The 19877-nt window shown below is 68.9% G+C and carries 21 protein-coding genes and 1 tRNA gene; 9 read left to right on the top strand and 13 right to left on the bottom strand.

The features are described from left to right. Window positions 1-9 precede the first annotated feature (9 nt). Together AB0E85_RS12635 and hppD are read right to left on the bottom strand one after the other, a co-directional pair. Complete coding sequence (locus AB0E85_RS12635; RefSeq protein WP_361925429.1) at window positions 10-1425, bottom strand: FAD-linked oxidase C-terminal domain-containing protein; 1416 nt, start codon at window positions 1423-1425, stop codon at window positions 10-12. Window positions 1426-1596: 171 nt separating this feature from the next. After that, complete coding sequence (hppD, locus tag AB0E85_RS12640) at window positions 1597-2742, bottom strand: 4-hydroxyphenylpyruvate dioxygenase (RefSeq protein WP_361925431.1); 1146 nt, start codon at window positions 2740-2742, stop codon at window positions 1597-1599. A 123-nt stretch (window positions 2743-2865) separates the two neighbouring features. Between hppD and AB0E85_RS12645 the strand changes: the two genes are divergently transcribed. The 6 genes from AB0E85_RS12645 to AB0E85_RS12670 are packed head-to-tail and all read left to right on the top strand — an operon-like array spanning window position 2866 to window position 7649. After that, window positions 2866-3336, top strand: a complete 471-nt coding sequence (locus AB0E85_RS12645) for an Lrp/AsnC family transcriptional regulator (RefSeq protein WP_184558654.1) — start codon at window positions 2866-2868, stop codon at window positions 3334-3336. An 18-nt stretch (window positions 3337-3354) separates the two neighbouring features. Continuing rightward, window positions 3355-4002, top strand: a complete 648-nt coding sequence (locus AB0E85_RS12650; RefSeq protein ID WP_102911187.1) for an ABC transporter permease — start codon at window positions 3355-3357, stop codon at window positions 4000-4002. Then, on the top strand, window positions 3995-5257 hold the full coding sequence (locus tag AB0E85_RS12655) for a betaine/proline/choline family ABC transporter ATP-binding protein (RefSeq protein WP_361925434.1): 1263 nt from the start codon (window positions 3995-3997) through the stop codon (window positions 5255-5257). Before AB0E85_RS12650 ends, AB0E85_RS12655 begins: the two co-directional genes overlap by 8 nt. Then, window positions 5254-6060, top strand: coding sequence for an ABC transporter permease (locus AB0E85_RS12660; RefSeq protein WP_361925436.1), 807 nt, complete (start codon window positions 5254-5256; stop codon window positions 6058-6060). Before AB0E85_RS12655 ends, AB0E85_RS12660 begins: the two co-directional genes overlap by 4 nt. Further along, window positions 6057-7022, top strand: coding sequence for a glycine betaine ABC transporter substrate-binding protein (locus tag AB0E85_RS12665; protein WP_361925438.1), 966 nt, complete (start codon window positions 6057-6059; stop codon window positions 7020-7022). Before AB0E85_RS12660 ends, AB0E85_RS12665 begins: the two co-directional genes overlap by 4 nt. Window positions 7023-7073: 51 nt before the next feature. Then, window positions 7074-7649 carry a helix-turn-helix domain-containing protein gene (locus AB0E85_RS12670; RefSeq protein ID WP_361925440.1) on the top strand — a complete coding sequence of 192 codons (576 nt, stop codon included), beginning with the start codon at window positions 7074-7076 and terminating at the stop codon, window positions 7647-7649. Window positions 7650-7829: 180 nt separating this feature from the next. Here the strand turns inward: AB0E85_RS12670 and AB0E85_RS12675 are convergent, their stop codons facing one another. The 7 genes from AB0E85_RS12675 to AB0E85_RS12705 form a co-directional block, all read right to left on the bottom strand. Continuing rightward, window positions 7830-8621, bottom strand: coding sequence for a S16 family serine protease (locus AB0E85_RS12675; protein ID WP_361925442.1), 792 nt, complete (start codon window positions 8619-8621; stop codon window positions 7830-7832). Between the two features lie 78 nt (window positions 8622-8699). After that, complete coding sequence (locus AB0E85_RS12680; protein ID WP_361925444.1) at window positions 8700-9341, bottom strand: helix-turn-helix domain-containing protein; 642 nt, start codon at window positions 9339-9341, stop codon at window positions 8700-8702. 359 nt (window positions 9342-9700) lie between these two features. Beyond that, on the bottom strand, window positions 9701-11500 hold the full coding sequence (locus tag AB0E85_RS12685; RefSeq protein WP_361925446.1) for a DEAD/DEAH box helicase: 1800 nt from the start codon (window positions 11498-11500) through the stop codon (window positions 9701-9703). Window positions 11501-11637: 137 nt separating this feature from the next. Then, window positions 11638-12030 carry a type II toxin-antitoxin system death-on-curing family toxin gene (locus tag AB0E85_RS12690; protein WP_361925448.1) on the bottom strand — a complete coding sequence of 131 codons (393 nt, stop codon included), beginning with the start codon at window positions 12028-12030 and terminating at the stop codon, window positions 11638-11640. Continuing rightward, window positions 12027-12227, bottom strand: coding sequence for a hypothetical protein (locus AB0E85_RS12695; RefSeq protein ID WP_361925450.1), 201 nt, complete (start codon window positions 12225-12227; stop codon window positions 12027-12029). Before AB0E85_RS12695 ends, AB0E85_RS12690 begins: the two co-directional genes overlap by 4 nt. A 61-nt stretch (window positions 12228-12288) precedes the next feature. After that, entirely contained in the window at window positions 12289-13644 is a 1356-nt protein-coding gene (locus AB0E85_RS12700) for an MFS transporter (protein ID WP_361925452.1), read from the bottom strand. Beyond that, window positions 13641-13946, bottom strand: a complete 306-nt coding sequence (locus tag AB0E85_RS12705) for a hypothetical protein (RefSeq protein WP_361925454.1) — start codon at window positions 13944-13946, stop codon at window positions 13641-13643. The genes AB0E85_RS12700 and AB0E85_RS12705 overlap by 4 nt, the downstream gene beginning before the upstream one ends. 194 nt (window positions 13947-14140) lie before the next feature. Here AB0E85_RS12705 and AB0E85_RS12710 point away from each other — a divergent pair. Further along, window positions 14141-14212: transfer RNA gene (locus tag AB0E85_RS12710), tRNA-Cys, on the top strand. Window positions 14213-14236: 24 nt separating this feature from the next. On the opposite strand, the gene AB0E85_RS12715 is transcribed toward AB0E85_RS12710, so the two are convergent. The 4 genes from AB0E85_RS12715 to AB0E85_RS12730 all read right to left on the bottom strand — a co-directional run bounded on the left by AB0E85_RS12715 (window position 14237) and on the right by AB0E85_RS12730 (window position 17520). Further along, window positions 14237-14881 (bottom strand): HD domain-containing protein, encoded by a 645-nt coding sequence (locus AB0E85_RS12715; RefSeq protein WP_361925456.1) that lies wholly within the window; start codon window positions 14879-14881, stop codon window positions 14237-14239. Between the two features lies 1 nt (window position 14882). Beyond that, window positions 14883-15344, bottom strand: a complete 462-nt coding sequence (locus tag AB0E85_RS12720) for a GntR family transcriptional regulator (protein WP_361925458.1) — start codon at window positions 15342-15344, stop codon at window positions 14883-14885. A gap of 185 nt (window positions 15345-15529) precedes the next feature. After that, entirely contained in the window at window positions 15530-16177 is a 648-nt protein-coding gene (locus tag AB0E85_RS12725) for a HEAT repeat domain-containing protein (protein ID WP_361925460.1), read from the bottom strand. A gap of 8 nt (window positions 16178-16185) precedes the next feature. After that, window positions 16186-17520: an FAD-dependent oxidoreductase gene (locus AB0E85_RS12730; protein WP_361925462.1), complete on the bottom strand. Its 1335-nt coding sequence runs from the start codon at window positions 17518-17520 to the stop codon at window positions 16186-16188. Between the two features lie 740 nt (window positions 17521-18260). Here AB0E85_RS12730 and AB0E85_RS12735 point away from each other — a divergent pair. Then, window positions 18261-19034 (top strand): alpha/beta hydrolase family protein, encoded by a 774-nt coding sequence (locus tag AB0E85_RS12735; RefSeq protein ID WP_361925464.1) that lies wholly within the window; start codon window positions 18261-18263, stop codon window positions 19032-19034. Further along, window positions 19028-19828 carry a MerR family transcriptional regulator gene (locus AB0E85_RS12740; RefSeq protein ID WP_361925466.1) on the top strand — a complete coding sequence of 267 codons (801 nt, stop codon included), beginning with the start codon at window positions 19028-19030 and terminating at the stop codon, window positions 19826-19828. The genes AB0E85_RS12735 and AB0E85_RS12740 overlap by 7 nt, the downstream gene beginning before the upstream one ends. The last annotated feature ends 49 nt before the right edge of the window (window positions 19829-19877 follow it).

Genomic DNA, 19877 nt, shown 5'->3' on the forward strand with positions numbered 1-19877 from the left:
GCCCCGGGCTCAGAAGAGCTTGCCCGGGTTCAGGATGCCCAGCGGGTCGAAGGCCTGCTTGACGGCCCGCTGCATCTCCATGCCGACGGGGCCGATCTCGCGCGCGAGCCATTCCTTCTTCAGGACGCCGACGCCGTGTTCGCCGGTGATGGTGCCGCCCAGTTCCAGGCCGAGGGCCATGATCTCGTCGAAGGACTCGCGGGCGCGCCGGGACTCGTCGGGATCGGCCGGGTCGAAGCAGACCGTCGGATGGGTGTTGCCGTCCCCCGCATGGGCGACGACGCCGATGGTGAGCCGGTACTTTCCGGCGATCCTGTCGACGCCTTCGAGCATCTCGGCGAGCCGGGAGCGCGGCACGCACACGTCGTCGATCATCGTCACGCCCTTGACCGCCTCCAGCGCGGTGAGCGACAGGCGCCGCGCCTGGAGCAGCAGTTCGGACTCGGCCACGTCGTCGGCGGGCACGACCTGGGTGGCACCGGCCGCCTCGCACAGGGCGCCCACGGCGGCGAGGTCGGCGGCCGGGGCGGTGGTGTCGAACGCGGCCAGGAGCAGCGCCTCGGTGCTCTCGGGGAGGCCCATCTGCGCCATGGCGTTGACGGCCTTGACGGTCGTACGGTCCATGAGTTCGAGGAGTGACGGGACGTGGCCGCCCTCCATGATCCGGCACACGGCGTCGCAGGCCGCGGCGGCGGAGGCGAACTCGGCGGCCAGCACCAGCTGCTCGGGCGGCTTGGGGCGCAGCCCGAGGACGGCCCGCACGACGATGCCGAGGGAGCCCTCGGAGCCGACGAACAGGCGGGTCAGGTCGTAGCCGGCGACGCCCTTGGCGGTGCGGCGGCCGGTGGACATCAGGCGGCCGTCGGCGAGGACGACGTCGAGACCGAGGACGTACTCGGCGGTCACCCCGTACTTCACGCAGCACAGGCCGCCGGAGGCGGTGCCGATGTTGCCGCCGATGGTGCACATCTCCCAGCTCGAGGGGTCCGGCGGGTAGTACAGGCCGTGTTCGCCGACGGCGCGGGACAGGGCGGCGTTGACCACGCCCGGTTCGCACACGGCGATGCGGTCGACCGGGTTGATCTCCAGGATCCGGTCCATCTTCGTCAGGGACAGCACGATGCAGCCGTCGGAGGCGTTGGCGGCGCCGGACAGCCCGGTGCGGGCGCCCTGCGGGACGACGGGGACGCGCAGGGCGGTGGCGGTGCGCATCACGTGCTGCACCTGCTCGGTCGTGCGGGGCAGCACGACCACGGCCGGGGCGCCGGCGGGGCAGAAGCTCGCCATGTCGTGGGCGTAGGAGGCCGTGACGTCGGGATCGGTGAGGACCGCTTCGGCGGGGAGGCCGCCGAGGAGCAGGTCGACGAGGTCGCCGGTCGCTGCGGTGTCCTCGGAGCGGGGCGCTTCGATACGGCTCATGATCACAGGTTCGCAGCCGGCGCCATCGGTGTGAACCCCGTCGGCGGCACCCTTGGGCTGCCCGGGTGGGGTCGTCGTACCGACGGGTCGTGCAGGTGCCCCGTGACACCCGCACGACCCATGACCCCGCACGACCCGCGGCACCGGCGGCACCGGCGGCACCGGCGGCACCGGCGGCTACAGATTGCCGCGGCGGTCCTGCTCGCGCTCGATCGCCTCGAACAGGGCCTTGAAGTTGCCCTTGCCGAAGCCCATCGAGCCGTGGCGCTCGATGATCTCGAAGAAGACGGTCGGACGGTCCTGGACCGGCTTGGTGAAGATCTGGAGCAGGTAGCCGTCCTCGTCGCGGTCGGCGAGGATCTTCAGTTCGCGCAGGGTGTCGATCGGGACCCGGGTCTCGCCGACCCACTCCCCCAGCGTGTCGTAGTAGGAGTCGGGCGTGTTGAGGAACTCGACGCCGGCCGCCCGCATCGTACGGACCGTCTGGACGATGTCGCCCGTGTTGAGGGCGATGTGCTGCACGCCCGCGCCGCCGTAGAACTCCAGGTACTCGTCGATCTGGGACTTCTTCTTGGCGATGGCCGGCTCGTTGATCGGGAACTTGACCTTGAGCGTGCCGTCGGCGACGACCTTCGACATCAGCGCGCTGTACTCGGTGGCGATGTCGTCACCCACGAACTCCTTCATGTTCGTGAAGCCCATCACCTTGTTGTAGAAGCCGACCCACTCGTTCATCCGGCCGAGCTCGACGTTGCCGACGCAGTGGTCGATCGCCTGGAAGGTGCGCTGCGCGGGCGGCTCGACCATCGGCTGGGCCGCGACGTAACCCGGCAGGTACGGGCCGTCGTAGCCGGAGCGCTCGACGAGGGTGTGGCGTGTCTCGCCGTACGTGGCGATGGCGGCCAGGACGACCGTGCCGTGCTCGTCCTTCAGCTCGTACGGCTCGGCGACCGAGCGGGCGCCGTGCTCCAGGGCGTACGCGTAGGCGGCGCGGGCGTCCGGGACCTCGATGGCGAGGTCGACGACCCCGTCGCCGTGTTCGGCCACGTGCTTCGCGAGGAAGTGGCCCCACTCGGTGGTGGGCTTGATGACCGAGGTGAGGACGAAGCGGGCGGAGCCGTTCTCCAGGACGTACGCAGCGGTCTCGCGGCTGCCGTTCTCCGGTCCGGAGTACGCGACCAGCTGCATGCCGAAGGCGGTGGAGTAGTAGTGCGCCGCCTGCTTGGCGTTGCCCACGGCGAAGACGACCGCGTCCATTCCCTTGACCGGGAAGGGGTCGGCCTGCCGGGCGGTGTCGGGAGTGTGGTGTGTGGTCTGCGTCATAGCCGCAGGGTCTCCCTGCTCGGCAAGGTGCGCAATAGTTTGTGTTTTGACTGGGCAATCTGTTCAGCAATACGGCCGTATCGGCCGCCCTTCTGTACAGGATGACCATGCCGGGAGGCTGCTGTGGCGATCGATCATCTGGACGGCCGGATCATCCTGCTGCTCGCCCGCGAGCCGCGGATCGGGGTGCTGGAGATGTCCCGGCGGCTCGGGGTGGCCCGCGGCACCGCGCAGGCGCGGCTGGACCGGCTTCAGTCGAACGGAGTCATCCGCGGATTCGGCCCGCAGGTGGATCCGGCCGCGCTCGGCTACCCGGTCACGGCGTTCGCCACGCTACAGATCCGGCAGGGGCAAGGGCCGGACGTACGGGCCCACTTGGCGACCGTGCCGGAGGTGCTGGAGCTGCACACGACCACCGGCACCGGGGACATGATGTGCCGCCTCGTGGCCCGCTCCAACGCCGATCTCCAGCGTGTGATCGACCGGGTCGTCGGTTTTGATGGCATCGTCCGGGCCTCCACGGCGATCGTCATGGAGAACCCCGTTCCGCTGCGGATCATCCCGCTCGTGGAGCAGGCCGCGGAGGAGACCTGAGTCGTGGGGTGAGCGCGTGTGAACTTCTGGGAGTACCTGGTCAACCGGCACCAGCAACTGCTCACGGACGCCTACCAGCACGCGAGCGCCGTCTTCCAGTGCATGGTGGTGGCGACCCTGCTCGGGGTGCTGATCGGGGTCGCCACCTACCGCAGCGAGTGGGCCGGGAACCTCGCGACCACGACCACCGCCACCATCCTGACCGTGCCGGCGCTCGCCCTGATCGGTCTGCTCATCCCCCTCGTGGGCCTCGGCGTGCCGCCCACGGTGATCGCGCTGACGCTGTACGGGCTGCTGCCGGTCGTGCGCAACGCGATCGTCGGGCTGCGCGGGGTGGACCCGACGCTGGTGGACGCGGCCACGGGCATCGGGATGTCCCGCCCGGCCCGGCTGCTGAGGGTCGAGCTGCCGCTGGCCTGGCCGCCGATCCTGACCGGGATCCGGGTGTCCACCCAGATGCTGATGGGCATCGCCGCCATCGCGGCGTACGCCTCCGGCCCCGGTCTCGGCAACGTCATCTTCCGCGGCCTCGCCTCGCTGGGCAGCGCCAACGCGCTCAACCAGGTCCTCGCGGGCACGCTCGGCATCATCGTCCTGGCCCTGCTGTTCGACGCCGCGTACGTCCTGATCGGACGGCTGACCATCCCCAGGGGGATCCGTGCCTGAGACGACCGGCGACCACGGCGCGTCCATCGAGCTGGAGAGCCTGACCAAGCGCTACCCCGGCAGTCCGCAGCCGGCCGTGGACAACGTCAGCATGGAGATCAAGGCGGGCGAGGTCGTCGTCTTCGTCGGCCCCTCGGGGTGCGGGAAGTCGACCACCCTCAAGATGATCAACCGGCTGATCGAGCCGACCGGCGGCCGTATCCGCATCGGCGGCGAGGACGTCACCGACATGGACCCGGTCAAGCTGCGCCGCAAGGTGGGCTACGCCATCCAGTCCGCCGGGCTCTTCCCGCACATGACGGTCGCGCAGAACATCGGCATCGTCCCGAAGATGATCGGCTGGCCGAAGACCCGGATCAAGGAGCGGACGGACGAACTGCTCGACCTCGTGGGCCTGGACCCCGGGGAGTTCCACGGCCGCTACCCGCGTCAGCTCTCCGGCGGGCAGCAGCAGCGCGTGGGCGTGGCGCGGGCGCTGGCCGCCGATCCCCCGGTGCTGCTGATGGACGAGCCGTTCGGGGCGGTGGACCCGATCACCCGGGACCACCTCCAGGACGAGCTGATCCGGCTTCAGCACGAGCTGCACAAGACGATCGTCTTCGTCACCCACGACTTCGACGAGGCCATCAAGATCGGCGACCGGATCGCCGTGCTGCGCGAGCGGTCGCACATCGCGCAGTTCGACACTCCGGAGGCGATCCTGACCAACCCGGCCGACGACTTCGTGTCCGGCTTCGTCGGCGCCGGTGCGGCGTTGAAGCGGCTGAACCTGACCCGCGTCCGGGACGTGGAGATCACCGAGTATCCGACGGTCACGGTCGACGACCCGTTGCAGCAGATCTTCAACCGGCTGCGGACCAGCGGCAGCAACGAGATCCTGCTGCTCGACCGGCGCGGCCGCCCCTACAAGTGGCTGCGGCGCGGCGACCTGATGCGGGCCCGGGGCTCGCTGGCCCGCGCCGGGACCCTGGTGAGCGACACGGTCACCCGGGACGCGACGCTGCGGGACGCGCTGGAGGCGGTGCTCACGGACAACGCCGGGCGGGTGGTGGTGACCGGGCGGCGCGGCGAGTACACGGGCGTCGTCGACATGGAGACCCTCATGAACTCCGTGCACGAGATGCTGGAGGCCGACCGCCTCGACGCGATGGAGCACCAGCACGAACTGGAGTCGCTGCGGGCCTCGCAGACGCACGCGGAGCAGGAGGGGGCCGCGGGTCCGGCGGGCGTGAGCGGCCCGGGAGGACAGCGGTGACCGCCACGGAGGCCGAGGAGACCTCCGAACACCTCGACGAGCCCGAGGCGCCACCGCCCGAGCGCCGGCCGCCCCGTCTCACCTGGCAGAAGCTGACGTTCCTGCCGGTCGCCCTGATCGCCGTACTGCTCGCCACCTGGCTGTGGTTCCAGCAGGCCGACCTGGACGCGCTGACCCGCAACGCCCTGTCGGGCGGCCAGGTGAGCAAGGCGCTGTGGCAGCACATCGAACTGACCGTGATCTCCACGTTCTTCGTGCTGATCATCGCGATCCCGCTGGGCATCCTGCTGACCCGCGGGGCGGTGAGCAGGGCCACCCCGGTGGCGATGGCGTTCGCCAACATGGGGCAGGCGACCCCGGCGATCGGTCTGCTGGCGCTCCTGGTGATCTGGCTGGGCATCGGCCGCAGGGCCGCCCTGATCGGCATCATCGTCTACGCCATCCTGCCGGTGCTCTCCAACACGATCACGGGCCTGAAGGCGAACGACCCGACCCTGCTGGAGGCGGCCCGCGGCATCGGCATGTCCCCGACGGGGGTGCTGACCCGGGTCGAACTCCCGCTGGCGGTCCCGCTGATCCTGGCGGGCGTGCGCACGGCCCTCGTCCTGAACGTCGGTACGGCGACCCTGGCGGTCTTCGGCGGGGGCGGCGGCCTCGGCGTGCTGATCACGACCGGCATCACCAATCAGCGGATGCCGGTGCTGGTGCTGGGCTCGATCCTCACGGTGGTGCTGGCGCTGCTGGTGGACTGGCTGGCGTCCATCGCCGAACTGCTGCTGCGGCCACGCGGGTTGCAGCCATGAGGCGGCGTACGTGCCTGGCGGCGGCCGGCCTACTGCTGGCGGCGGCCGGCTGCGGCCTGACCAGCGGATCCCCGCTGACCGACGACGTGGAGCCGGGGTCGATCGGCCGGGGTGAGCCGCTGAAGGGCGCGCAACTGACCGTGACGTCGAAGTCGTTCACCGAGCAGCTGATCCTCGGCTCGATCATGGGCATCGCGTTCGAGGCGGCCGGGGCGGACGTGATCGACCGGACCGGCATCCAGGGCTCCATCGGCAGCCGCGAGGCGGTCCGCAAGGGCGACGCGGACGCCGGGTACGAGTACACGGGCACGGCCTGGATCACCTACCTCGGACACAGCAAGCCGATCACCGATCCGCAGGAGCAGTGGGAGGCGGTGAAGAAGGAGGACGCGGGGAACGGGCTGGTCTGGCTGCCGCCGTCGAAGCTCGACAACACCTATGCGCTGGCGATGAACCAGGAGAACGCGAAGAAGTACGGCACGAAGACCATGTCGGACGTGGCGAAACTGGCGAAGTCCGATCCGGGGGCGGTGAAGCTGTGCGTGGAGGTCGAGTTCGCGAACCGGGCGGACGGGCTGCCGGGCATGCAGAAGGCCTACGGCATGGACGTCCCGGCGCGGAACATCACGCAGATGGACACCGGGATCATCTACACCCAGACGAACAAGGGCAGTTGCACGTTCGGTGAGGTGTTCACCACCGACGGGCGCATCAAGTCCATGAACCTGGCGGTGATGGACGACGACCGGAAGTTCTTCCCCAACTACAACGCCGCGCCGATGATCAACGCGAAGTCCCTGAAGGAGTGGCCGGCGATCGCGGACGTCCTGAACCCGGTGACGGCGAGGCTGGACAACTCCGTGGCGCAGACGCTGAACGCGAAGGTGGACGTGGACGGGGAGGACCCGCACCAGGTGGCGCTGGACTGGATGGTGGAGGAGGGGTTCGTCAAGGAGGGGTGAGGTACAAAGAACCCGTTGCAAAGAGAGCTTTGCAACGCTACCTTTGCATGCATGCCCGACGAACCGGCACCCCGCCTTCTCGACGCCCGCTCCCTGCGCGGCCTGGCCCATCCCCTGCGGATGCAGCTGCTGATCGCCCTGCGCCGCGGCGGGCCGGCGACCGCCTCCGGGCTGGCGGAGAAACTGGGCGAGTCGAGCGGTGCGACCAGCTACCACCTACGGCAGCTCGCCGCGCACGGCTTCGTCGCCGACGACCCGGAGCGGGGCAAGGGACGGGAGCGCTGGTGGAAGGCGGTGGACCAGGGCGTGCAACTCGACGAGACCCTGATCAAGGACCCGGACCCGGCCGTGCGGGGAGCTGTCGCCCTCTTCCGGTACGAGCTCGCCAACGTGCACACCCGGGAAGTCGCGACCTGGCTCGGCAACACGAGTGAGTGGGGCGAGGAATGGGACGGGGCCACGGACCTCAGCGACTTCACCCTGCGGCTCACTCCCGAACTCGCCCGTGAGCTGGTCGCCAAGATGCATGACCTCGTCCAGAGCTACCGTCCGCTGGCCGAGGGCACCCCGGACGCCGAGACCGTACGCGTCCACACGCACGTCTTCCCCACCCAGACGACGCCGTGAAAGGCCCCCACCCATGCACCCGGACATCCATCTCACCCTGCACCACGCCCGTGCCACCGAACTGCGCGCCGAGGCCGGACCACGTCCGCCGCACCGCCCCGACCTGCGTACGCGTCTGGGCTGGACCCTCGTGGAAGTGGGCTTAAGACTCGCCGCCCGCCCCGGAACGGCGACCGCCCACTAACAACTCGGCACGGACCCCTTGCCCGTCTCCAGGGCCACCAGGGAACTCACCGTGCTCTTCAGCGTGGTCACCGGAATCAGCCGCAGGCCCTTCGGCAGGTTGGCACGCGCATCCCCGCACTCCGCCTTGGGGACCAGGAACACCGTCGCCCCGTCCCGCTTCGCGGCCTGGGTCTTGAGGGCGACGCCCCCCACCGCACCGACCCGGCCGGCCGCGTCGATCGTGCCCGTACCGGCGATGACCCGGCCGCCGGTCAGATCCCCGCCGGTGCCGTCGCCGTCGAGCTTGTCGATGATCCCCAGGGAGAAGAGCAGCCCCGCACTGGGCCCGCCCACGTCCGCGAGCTTCAGGCTGACCTTCACGTCCTTGTCGTCGAGGCCTAGGTATCCCAGCGCGGCCTGGGTCGCCGCGTCCTGGGACTCCCTCATCTGCTTCTCGTTGTGCTGCTCGATCTCCTTGACGCTGTCCCCGCTCGGGTAGACGGAGTCGCGCGGCATGACCGCCTGGTCGGTGCGGAACCAGCTGTCGATGACCTCGGGCAGCGAGACGCGGGTGTCCGGGGACGTCGCCTCGATGGTGGTCATCCGCAGCTCGCCCCGGGTGTCCCGGACCGGCGCACCCGAGACGGTGATCACCTGCGTGCCCTTGTTCTCGCCCAGCACGTTCGCCGTCAGCCCCGGCTGCGCCACCGAGAACGGCAACGGCGCCAGCGCCGCCGTCGCGAGCAGGGCCACGACGGGCAGGGCGCAGACGGCGATGGTCCGGGGGCGCGTGAGGCGAGAGAACACGGGATCAATCTAACGCGGGAGGGGGAGACCGCCGGGACCAGGGCGTGCGGGGCCCTCTCCCCCGTTACCCGGCGGGCGTCAGCGCAGCGCCTCCGCGACCTCCCGGGCCGCGTCGACGACCCGTGGCCCCACCCGTTCCGGCACCGCCTCGGCCAGCATCACCACACCCACGCTGCCCTCGACGCCCGTCACGCCCAGCAGCGGCGCCGCCGCCCCGCACGCGCCCGCCTCCAGCTCGCCGTGGGTCAGCGTGTAGCCGGGGTCGGTCATCGGGTGCCGGCGGGCCGCGAGGATCGCCTTGCCGGCGGCGCCGCGGCCCAGGGGGTGCCGGAATCCGGCCCGGTAGGCGACGTGGTAGTCCGTCCAGGTCGGCTCCACCACGGCCACGGCCAGCGCGTCCGCCCCGTCGACCAGGGTCAGGTGCGCCGTCGCGCCGATGTCCTCGGCCAGGGAACGCAGCGCCGGCATCGCGGCCTCGCGGACCAGGGGGTGGACCTGCCGTCCCAGCCGCAGCACCCCGAGCCCGACCCGGGCACGTCCGCCGAGGTCACGGCGTATGAGGGCGTGCTGCTCCAGGGTGGCGAGCAACCGGTACACGACGGTCCGGTTCACGCCGAGCCGGACGGAGAGCTCGGTCACGGTCAGCCCGTGGTCCGTGTCGGCGAGCAGTTTGAGGACACGCAGTCCCCGGTCGAGCGTCTGGGAGGTCTCCGCGGTCACGACGCCCACTCCTTAGTGGTGAGGTCGGCGGCCCCCCGGTCGGCGGATGCGTCACCGAGTCCCGTCGGTAACGCGCTTCAGAGGCCGCCGATCGGCCGGCGGCCCGGCCTGTCCGGGCCGCGTCGCTTCACGGCTGCGCTCCGCGGCGGCGCTGCCACGGGGCGTGTGCGTAGCGGGACAGTAGCGAAGCAGGTTCGCTGAGCGGAAGGCTCCGTCCAGAATCCGGGCACGGGACGGGGTGTAGTGCTTCCGTTTGGGGCGGTATGCACGCCTCGAAGGGGCGGGGGGCTGTGTCGATGTGCGGCTCCCGCCGCGTGGGCGCGAGCAACCACCCACAACCCGCAGACGCACCACGGAGGTCACTTCATCCGCGTGGCCCACTCCTGCACCTTGGTGATCCGCTGCTTCAGCTGCCCCGCCGTCGCCTCGGCCGCCGGAGGCCCCCCGCACACGCGCCGCAGCTCCGTGTGGATCACCCCGTGCGGCTTGCCGCTCTGGTGGACGTAGGCACCGACCATCGTGTTGAGCTGCCGGCGCAGCTCCATCATCTCCTTGTGGGAGACCACCGGCCGCCGCTCGGCGGGCACTTCGAGCAGGTCGGCTTCCTCGTCCGGCTTCTTGCGGCTGTGCGCGATCTGCCGGGCCTGCCGCTTCTGGAGCAGCAGCTGCACCTGGTCGGGCTCCAGCAGCCCGGGGATGCCGAGGTAGTCCTGCTCCTCCTCGCTGCCCGGGTGGGCCTGCATGCCGAACTCGGCGCCGTTGTACATCACCCGGTCGAAGACGGCCTCGGACTCCAGCGCCTCGAAGGAGAACTGCTCCTGCTCACCGGTGTCCTCGTCCTGCTCCCGGTTCGCCTCGTCCATCTCCTTCTCGGACTCGGCGTACGGGTCCTCCTCGCCCTGCTTCTTGGGCTTGTCGAGGACGTGGTCGCGCTCGCGCTCCATCTCGTTGGCGAAGGAGAGCAGGTCGGGCACGGTCGGCAGGAACACCGAGGCGGTCTCGCCCCGCCGCCGGGACCGCACGAAACGACCGACGGCCTGGGCGAAGAACAGCGGCGTCGAGATGGTGGTGGCGTACACCCCGACCGCCAGCCGCGGCACGTCGACGCCCTCGGACACCATCCGCACGGCGACCATCCACCGGTCGTTGTTCGCGCTGAACTCGTCGATCCGCTCGGAGGCGCCGGAGTCGTCGGACAGGACGAGGGTCGCCGAGCTGCCGGTGATCTCCCGGATGAGCTTGGCGTACGCGCGTGCCGAGTCCTGGTCGGAGGCGATGACGAGGGCGCCCGCGTCCGGGATGGCCTTCCGGACCTCGGTCAGCCGCTGGTCGGCCGCCCGCAGCACGGACGGCATCCACTCACCGCGCGGATCGAGCGCGGTCCGCCAGGCCTGGCTGATGGCGTCCTTGGTCATCGGCTCGCCGAGCCGGGCGGCGATCTCGTCACCGGCCTTGGTGCGCCAGCGCATGTTGCCGCTGTAGGAGAGGAAGATGACGGGCCGCACGACGTTGTCGGCGAGGGCGTTGCCGTAGCCGTAGGTGTAGTCGGCCGCCGACCGCCGGATGCCGTCGTTGCCCTCCTCGTACGTCACGAAGGGGATGGGGTTGGTGTCGGACCGGAAGGGCGTACCGGTCAGGGCGAGCCGCCGGGTCGCCGGCTCGAAGGCCTCCAGGCAGGCCTCGCCCCAGGACTTGCTGTCACCGGCGTGGTGGATCTCGTCGAGGATGACGAGCGTCTTGCGCTGCTCCACGCGGTTGCGGTGCAGCATGGGCCGGACGCCGACACCGGCGTACGTCACGGCGACCCCGTGGTACTCCCGGCCGAGCGGCCCGGCGCTGTACTCCGGGTCGAGCTTGATCCCTATGCGGGCGGCGGCCTCGGCCCACTGCTTCTTCAGGTGCTCGGTCGGGGCGACCACGGTCACCTGCTGCACCACGTGGTGGTGCAGCATCCAGGAGGCCAGGGTGAGCGCGAAGGTCGTCTTGCCGGCGCCCGGGGTGGCGACCGCCAGGAAGTCCCGCGGCTGCTCCTGGATGTACTTCTCCATCGCGCCCTGCTGCCAGGCGCGCAGCTTGCTGGCGGTACCCCAGGGGGCGCGGCCGGGGAACGCCGGGGACAGGTGGTGCGAGGCGGAACTGGTGCCGGCGGTGGTAGTCACGGTCTCCGTTGGGGGTCGGGCGGCTCGTGCGAGGGAGCCTGACGGCTCGGCTACGTATGACAACCGGGCCACCCTACCGGCGCCCCGAGCCGGTCAACGCGCGGACCGGGCCGGGTCACCTGTGGGTGGGACCGACGTCACAGCCCTCTCAGCCGCCCCGCGATCCTCCCGACCTCCGCCTCGGCGCCGGAGGCGACGTCGACGACCAGCGCGTACGCCGTGTCCTGGTCCGCGCCGGCCAGGTCGACGCCGTTGAGGGCGAGGAAGGTGGCGGTGGACAGCCAGGCGGTGCGCTTGTTGCCGTCGACGAGGGGGTGGTTGGCGGCGAGTGCGTGCAGCAGGGCGGCGGCCTGCTCGTACAGGTCGTCGTAGGCGGCCGTGCCGAACATGCGGGCGCGGGGGCGGTGCACGGCGGAGGCGAGCAGCCCGGGGGCTCGCGCCTCGGGCGGCCGCCCGCCGAAGGCGACCTCGGCGATGGCGGTGACCTCGTCGACGGTCAGGTACCGGGTGTCACCCGTCTCCCTCGTCATTCGCCGAGCCTCCTCAGCAGGTCGGCGTGGTGGCGCGCGAGCCCCTCCGCGACGGCGCGCACGCGGGCGCCCTCTTGGCGCAGGTGTACGCGTACGGCGTCCAGCGCCACCTCTTCGGGCGTGCGGCTCTGGGCGTCGGCCAGGTCGTCGAGGGCGGTCCGCAGGGCGGGGTCGAGGGACAGATGGATGCGGGACATGCGCAGAGGCTACGGCCGGGGCGTGGGAGAGGACGACCGCTTTACGGCCCTCTGCGGCCCTCTACGGCCGTCGTTCCCGCAGCCGCGTCGACACCCAGGCCCCGGCCAGTGCCACCCCCGCCATCGGCAGGAACACCGCGGTGAAGGCGGCCGGGTGGGAGCCGGAGGAGTGCGTGGCCGTGTGGGACACCGCACCGCCGCCGAGCGCGGCGAAGGCGGCGCCACCGGCGGACAGCAGGACGACGTTGGAGAGGCCGTCGGAGATCTGGAGGGCGGCGGAGTTGGTGCCGGCCTCCTCGGGGGCGGACAGCTTGAGCAGGAGGACGCTCGTGGAGGAGATCACGAGCCCCATCCCGAAGCAGCCGAAGGCCCAGGCGACGGCGACGGTCCAGACGGGCACGGAGTCGATCAGCACGCTCGGTGCCGTGGCGATGGCCGCCGCAACCAGCAGCATCCCGACGGTGGTCAGCCGCTCCCGGTACGGCTCCACCCGCGACCGCGACTGCACCCACGAGCCCAGCGCCCACGTCCCCCCGCCCGCGGCGAGCGAGAACCCGGCCAGCGTCGGACTGAGCCCGCGCTGCGTGACCAGCATCAGCGGTACGAACGACTCTGCGGCGATGAAGGACCCGGCGGCGACGCCGCGCAACAGCACGACCGACGGCAGGCCGCGCACGGCCCGGTACGTACCGCGCGGGAGCAGTCCGAGCACGGCCGGGACGAGCAGGGCCACGCCCACGGCACTGGGCAGGAGTGAGAAGGGGCGCAGGTCCTGGGCGGCGTACTGGAGCAGCCCGGCCCCCAGGGAGATGGCCAGGGCGAGCCGGATGCGCCGAGGGTCGAAGGAGGCGGACGGGTCGTCCGGCGGGGCGGGCCGACCGGTCGTCCGCGCCGATTTTGGCGTGACGGGCCGATCGGTCGTCCGCGCCGGATCCGGAGTGACAGGCCGGTCGGCGAGGGCGGTCCGCTCGGCCGGGACGGGCACGTTCGGGCTCTCCGTCGGGACGGGCACGTCCGGGCTCTCCGCCCCGGTGGACCCGGCGGCGGTGTGCCCGGCGGCGGTGTGCCCCGCCGGTCCGGACGCCCGACGCCGTATCTGCGGCAGCGCGAGCGCGAGCGGGAAGACGACGAGCAGGGGTATCCCGACGAACACCCATCGCCACCCCAGCTGTTCGGTCACCGTGCCGGCGGCGAGCGGACCGACGATCGACGGCAGGACCCAGCTCGCGGCGAACGCGGCCATGATGGCCGGCCGCAGCCGCTCCGGGTAGGCCCTCCCGACGACGACATACAAGGCGACGATCACCAGCCCGCCGCCGAGTCCCTGCACGGCCCGCCCCAGGATGAACACCCACATCGCCCCGGCGGTCCCCGACAGCAACAGCCCGGCCCCGAAGGAGGAGATGCCTGCGGTCAACGGCCCGAGGATCCCCCACGCCGGTCGGACCACTGGCCCGAGAGCACCATCCCGAACAGGCTGGTCGTGAAGTACCCGGAGAACGCGAACGCGTACAGCGACACCCCGTCCAGCTCCCGGGCCGCGACCGGCATCGCCGTCCCCACGGCGGTCGCCTCGAAGGCGATGAGCAGCACGACGGAGACGATCCCGACACTCAACGCCCGGTACGCCGCCCCCAGCACGCCTTCTTCTCGCCCGGCCACGAAGGGCGGACCAGCGGCTTCCTCGACATCGGCATCACGCGGCTTCGGGACGGTCATGCCCGCCAGCGTAAGGTCCACACCCCACGATGACCCCTGTCCCGAGACGGTCCCGCCCTGAGACCTTGGTCGTACACCCCGCTTGTCGGCCACCCCCTTCATGAACGGCGTATGGCAGTCACATTGCAGCCCCCGCGCCCCCCTTGAGCCCACCCCCACCCCGTCCTACGGTCACTACACCGAGTTCACAGCACGGCCGTGTGCCCGAGTGGTTCAGGGGCTCGCCTGCAAAGCGAGTTACGCGGGTTCGAATCCCGCCACGGCCTCGAATGTCTTGACCAGGCAGGACATCAGGGCAGGCCCCACGCCTGGAGGCTGCCCTGATACTTATCCGTCTCAGTTCCTGTCTCAGTTGGCGCGTCCTTATACGCCACCTCGGCCCGGTCGGCGGCGGCGACCCGTTCGAGCACGCGCGACGTGCTCGCAAGGATCTCCGGTTCAGCACGACGAATGAACGTGCCGATGAGGCTGTCCGGCCCGTAGCGGCCAGCAATCTCGTTGACCCGGTCTACGGGATTGGTGGGCGTCCCGTCCGGAGTCGTATTCATGTCGCAGTAGCAGAGCGCGTCATTGAGCTCTGCACCTTCCCGCGGGAACTCGGCCTCCAGTTCCTCACGCAACCCCCGGGCCTCTGCCTCCATCCAGGAACAGGAATGGTGAGCCACGAGGTTCACAACCCGCTTGTCGGCGTCAGCAACATCCCGGAGGTAGCGGGCCCCATCAAGAGGGTGGAAACCCGTCTCGGCGAGGTCCGGGGCGTATCCGATGTCGTGCAGGACCGCAGCCGCCGCCAGCAGCTCCGCGTCCGCGCCCAGGATCGGCGCGATGGTTCGCGCCCGCTCGGCGACCCCCAGCGAGTGCTTCCAGCGGCGCGGCAGCGGCTCTGCAAGCAGGGACTCAGCCAGGGGATAGGCCCACTCAGTCAGCTCCGACAAGCTAGGAACGCTCCTCTCGAATCGGCACGGCGCGGACCGTCCGCACCTTGCCCTGCCCTCCACTTGCGAGCACGCCGGCGGCCTCCAACTTGTCGAGAGCCTTGGTCACGGTGGGACGTGAGACTCCGAACCGCTCGGCCAGAACGGACGCACTAGGGAACGCTGCCCCGACTTCCAGCCGCTCATCCGCGACGACGTCCGCGATGCGTTCTTCCAGCGGACGGCGGTCGGTCTGCTCGCCTGTTCGCACGACACGCCAACGGCCACCCGGCACCGGTTCGGCGACGCCGTCCCTGTGCAGAGCCGCGAACGCACGGAGAGCGACCCCACGCGAGATCTTGTATTCGCTCATGAGATCAGCCGCAGACGGAAGCTCCATCATTTCCGGGTCCGCCTCGACTCGTGCCTTCACGGCATCAGCGATCTTCAGGAAGGTCTCCCGAGGACTGGCCTGCTGCGACACTCGCTCTCCCTCTGCGCTCACCCATCGTCGCCCCAAGCGTCGCACGTGGGGCAACGGCTGCGCATGGGCGCGTGTGAATGAGTCCGCACACCGGCTCACTGTCCCGCGATCGCACGGGCGCCACTGAGACCAATCACTGGGCTTCGTCTACAAGTTGGCGGTCACCCCATGCAGCGCATCGGGTGCTATTCAACGCCCACTTCGAGGTAGCCGCGTATGTCCGCTGCCTTTAGCCGTAGAAGATCGTCGGCCGATTCATCCAACTCGATGGACTGCATGTCTTCGATCAACTGAAACCGCGTGCGAGCAACCGTCTCGGGTTCTTCGCGCATTGGAATCTCACCGGAATGCTGCGGGACCGGGTCGAACCACCGGTCGGGGCCTGAGGTGATCCTTTTAGCGGCAAGTTCCTCAATCTCCGTCAGGGCGGCAAACCGAATCTGTTCGGATTCATCAGGATCCTTCGCAAGGTCAGCAAGAAAGGCGACACCACGCATTCCACCAATGTCCCCTATGGAAATTATGGCAGCCATTCTAGTTTTGGCATCCATCGTCTTGCAGGCCGTCTCAAGGTGGGGAATTGTACCCTCATCCCCCAGATCTCCGGCTCCGATTATGGCATTGAGGCGCACCATTTCATCCTCGTCGTGCAGTGCAGCATGAAGATTTTCGAGACCTCGCTCCGACAGTTCACGCGACGCTGCCTGCATTAGTGTCCCGCGCTTCTCCAGGCTCCAACGCCTGGCAAAACCAAGGTTACGGAGCTCTGTCGAGCTTTCGCGACGCCTTGATGGCTCGTTATCTAGGGACAGCCCAGACGTGAGGTCGTTCATTTTTCGGGTCATGGCGGATCCCAACGGGGACTAACGTGCCAGCGGTCAATGAATTCCAGGTATGGAGACCAATCCGTCTTGCACTCGTGTGGGCCATCGACTTTTGCACGACGCCACATTTCGCGAGCTATCTTCGGACCAGGCAGTTTTACATCCCGATCAACGATCGGCCATTTCCCTGAAGGTTCAGGAACTTTAGGCCGGATAAATCTGAGAACCACATTGCTGGCGAAGGGGGTCATCGTAAGTTTGGTGGGCCACACAGTAAGAAGGTTCTCGAAACCCAGTGGATCGATAAAAAGATCCGTCATATGGGAGCCGATCCCAAAGTTCCGTTCGGAGGTCAGACCGGTATATACCGCCACTTGCACGTCCTGCGCTGATCTGTCGGTCAGCAACTGTGGAGCGGTGGCACGCAGCGAAACCATCATTCGCTGCACCCACTCCTCAGAGGGCTCAGGGCCGATGCTGGACTCCTCCTCGTTGCTCATGGGGAATGGTGTGCTGTTGTGGTCGGAGATGAGCCAGACTGGTTCACGCGAATCAGGGTCCCGACGTGAGCACAGGAAGACCCCATCCAGACCGCCACGAATAGGAAACACGGCTGTGATCAAGGGTAGTGTCGGCCCGCGGAGCACCATCATGTGATTCTTCCGCTGTGCTTGCACCGGCGTTCCGGCGGGCACGACGTTGTTGTCTGCCCCCAGCTTTGCCAGCAGGCTGTAGTTGCCGACTCCAGCGGAAAAGACCACGAAACTGGGTTTGAAGGTGACCTCACAGCCCGACAGAAGCGCGGTAACTCGCACTACTGAGGCACCATCCATCTCAAACTCAAGACTGCCCTTGCATTCGTCAAGCTTGTAGATCGCATGGTCCACGTCATGCGCCAGCTCTGCGACGACCTCACTTGTGTCCACTGAAAATTCGTCAGTCTGGAAAAGGTGGCACACCTTCCCACCCTGCAGCATAGCTGGAAAATCATCACGAGCACACGGAGAAAAGTTGAGGCCGGCTGCATTCCAAAAGTATTTATGCCGTTGCACTGCCGCCCCTGCCCCAAAACCTGCCAGCGCACGAGACGTGTCCGCCCTACCAAGGCCTTTCTCGACCACGAATGCTTTCCAGAACTGGGCGGCGGCATTCAAAATAATCATCATGTCAATGTCGTCGTAGTAATGCCCTCGGTGTATCAGCCCATGAGAATGGCACGTTTGACCGCCACCCAGCTCTCGCCGTTCGAGAAGGACAGCACGGTAATTCCGTTTGGTCAGATCGTTTAGCAGCCAGAGCCCTTGGGCGCCACCACCGATGATTAGAATGTCTACGCCGATCATGTCCATCATCCTCAGGACCGAAACAGGTCTCGTCGCCCGGTAAGCCTCAGCGAGGGGCCTACACAAGTGAGGAATAACTTGCACCCCCCAATGAGAGCGCTATTCCCATAAACCCCCATCCGGCATATATCACTATCCTCGCCCGCTGCGACCGGGTTGTCCACCGGAGGCTTCTAATTTGCTTTTCAACTGAAGGGGGACACCACGCCTCCCACTCGGCGCCTTGGATGGGCCGCAGCAGTGTTGATCTTCCTCGGAGTCTCTTCTGTGTGATCGAGTACGTTCTCGATCGGATTCCGTCTCTGACGGACCGCGCCGTCATTGCTGTACGGGCGCTGCGGAGGCTCCGAAGTGAGATCACCGGGCACCACGACGAGGGCTCACATCTTGGGCACGGTCGCCACGAGATCCAGGAGCGGAAGCCCGCCGAACCGTCCATCGAGTCGGCAGAGAAGGAACCCCCGAGCAGGACGGTTGAGGCGGTTTCCGCACCTCCGGTCCGGTCGGGCCGTCTCAGTTTCCGTCTCGTTCATAGCTGTACGCGAGTGTCCGGGGCCGTTCATCCAGCCCCGGCCAGGGCAGTGACCGTACGGGAATGAACGCCGCTGAACACGTCCGGATCATGCTCTGACCAGCATAGACAAACCTGCAAAGCGAGTTACGCGGGTTCGAATCCCGCCGCGGCTTCCATCGACTATCCGCACGACGGGTTGACCCTGACGCAGGGGCAACCCCCCAGCGTGATCCGCATGACTGCGAGAAGCGAGAGCGGCATTCACTGCTTCACCGTTCGGCACGACGGTGTCACCCTCCCGGTGTCACGTGGCGGACGGGGGCGCCCCCTGGTGTTGTGCCCGGGGCTGAACTGCACGCAAGCCGACTTGTACGACCTGGTCTCACTGCTGCGGCGTGATCACGATGTCGTGACCTTCGATCTGCGGGGGCACGGTCTCGCCTCCGCCGCCGAGCGGTACTCCTTCGATGCCTTTCTGGGTGACCTCGTCGCCGTGATGGCACAACTCGACCTGCCCGCGGCTCCGGTGCTCGTGGGCTACTCCCTGGGTGCGGACCTGGCCGTGCACTACGCGGCCGGCTGCCCCGGGACCATCGCCGGGCTCGTGCTCATCGACGGGGCGAATCCGCTGCCGGAGCCATTCCTCACCGACACCGACCTCGCGCAGTTCCGGGCCATGGCGGAGGCCGAGGCGGCGCGTCACGTGTCGCTCACCGCCGAGGACATCTTCGGCCTCGGCATCGAGATGGATGCGGTCCGGGGCGAGATCCTCGACCGGTACCGGCAGATCGACCTGCCCGTGCACGTCATCATGTCCTCTGCGATCGCCGGCGACAGCCCCGAAGGGCGCGCCCCACGGCACAACCGGCTGTGGCGTGCCGGCGCTGAACGGCTCATACGCGAGCAGCCGCACATCTCCGCCGACTGGATCGACGCCGACCACGGGTTGGTCTTCACGCACGCCCCTGACGTCGCCGAGATCATCCGGAGCAGACTGGCCCCATGCTGACCATCGGCGAGCTGGCGGCCTACGCCGGAGTCACCGTCCGCGCCGTGCGGCACTATCACGCCAAGGGGCTGCTGCCCGAGCCCGAGCGGGATCATTCCGGATATCGGCGGTACGACGCCGGCGCCGTGGTGGAGCTGCTGCGGATCCGTACCCTCGCCGAGGCCGGGGTCCCCCTCGCCCGTGTGCGGGAGCTGCTCCAGGCCGGTGAGGAGGAGTTCGTCGCGGCTGTCGCGGACATCGACAGGAGGTTGGAGACCGAGATCCGGGAGCGGCAGCGACACCGTGAGCGAATCGCCCGGCTCTCTTCGGGCGACGGTCTGGTGCTCCCGCCCGAGGTGGTCGCGTACCTCGACCGGCTGCGGGCGCTCGGCGTGGACGAAAGGATCGTCCGGGCCGAGCGGGACGGCTGGATCCCGCTGGCGGCGCGCTCACCCGGGCGGGTGGCGGAGTGGATCGCGCGCAAGCAGGAGCAGATCGGAGACCCGGAGTTCACCGACTTCTACCTGATCTTGAGTGAGGCTCTGGAACGGGGCGACGACGACCGGTCGCTGGCCGAGCTGGCCGACCGGGTGGCCGCCTACCTCACCAAGCTGGCCGACGAGCGGGGCGAGGAGTACCTCGGCGACCCGGCCATTTTCGAGCCGACGTTCGTCGAGCTGATGGACAGGCTCGCCTTCGACACCGTGCCGTCCGCCCGTCGGCTCATCGAGTTGCTGAAGCAGCGTGGCTGGGACGGTTGGACCGCTCTCCGCCGCGCGCCCGGCTCCCCGCAGGCCTCGCCCTCCTCGTCCTGAAATGCCTGCGTTCCCGTGCTTCCATCTGGCCTGCCTTGTCCGGCCGTTG

The sequence above is a fragment of the Streptomyces sp. NPDC029044 genome, assembly GCF_040637495.1.
Classification (GTDB): domain Bacteria; phylum Actinomycetota; class Actinomycetes; order Streptomycetales; family Streptomycetaceae; genus Streptomyces.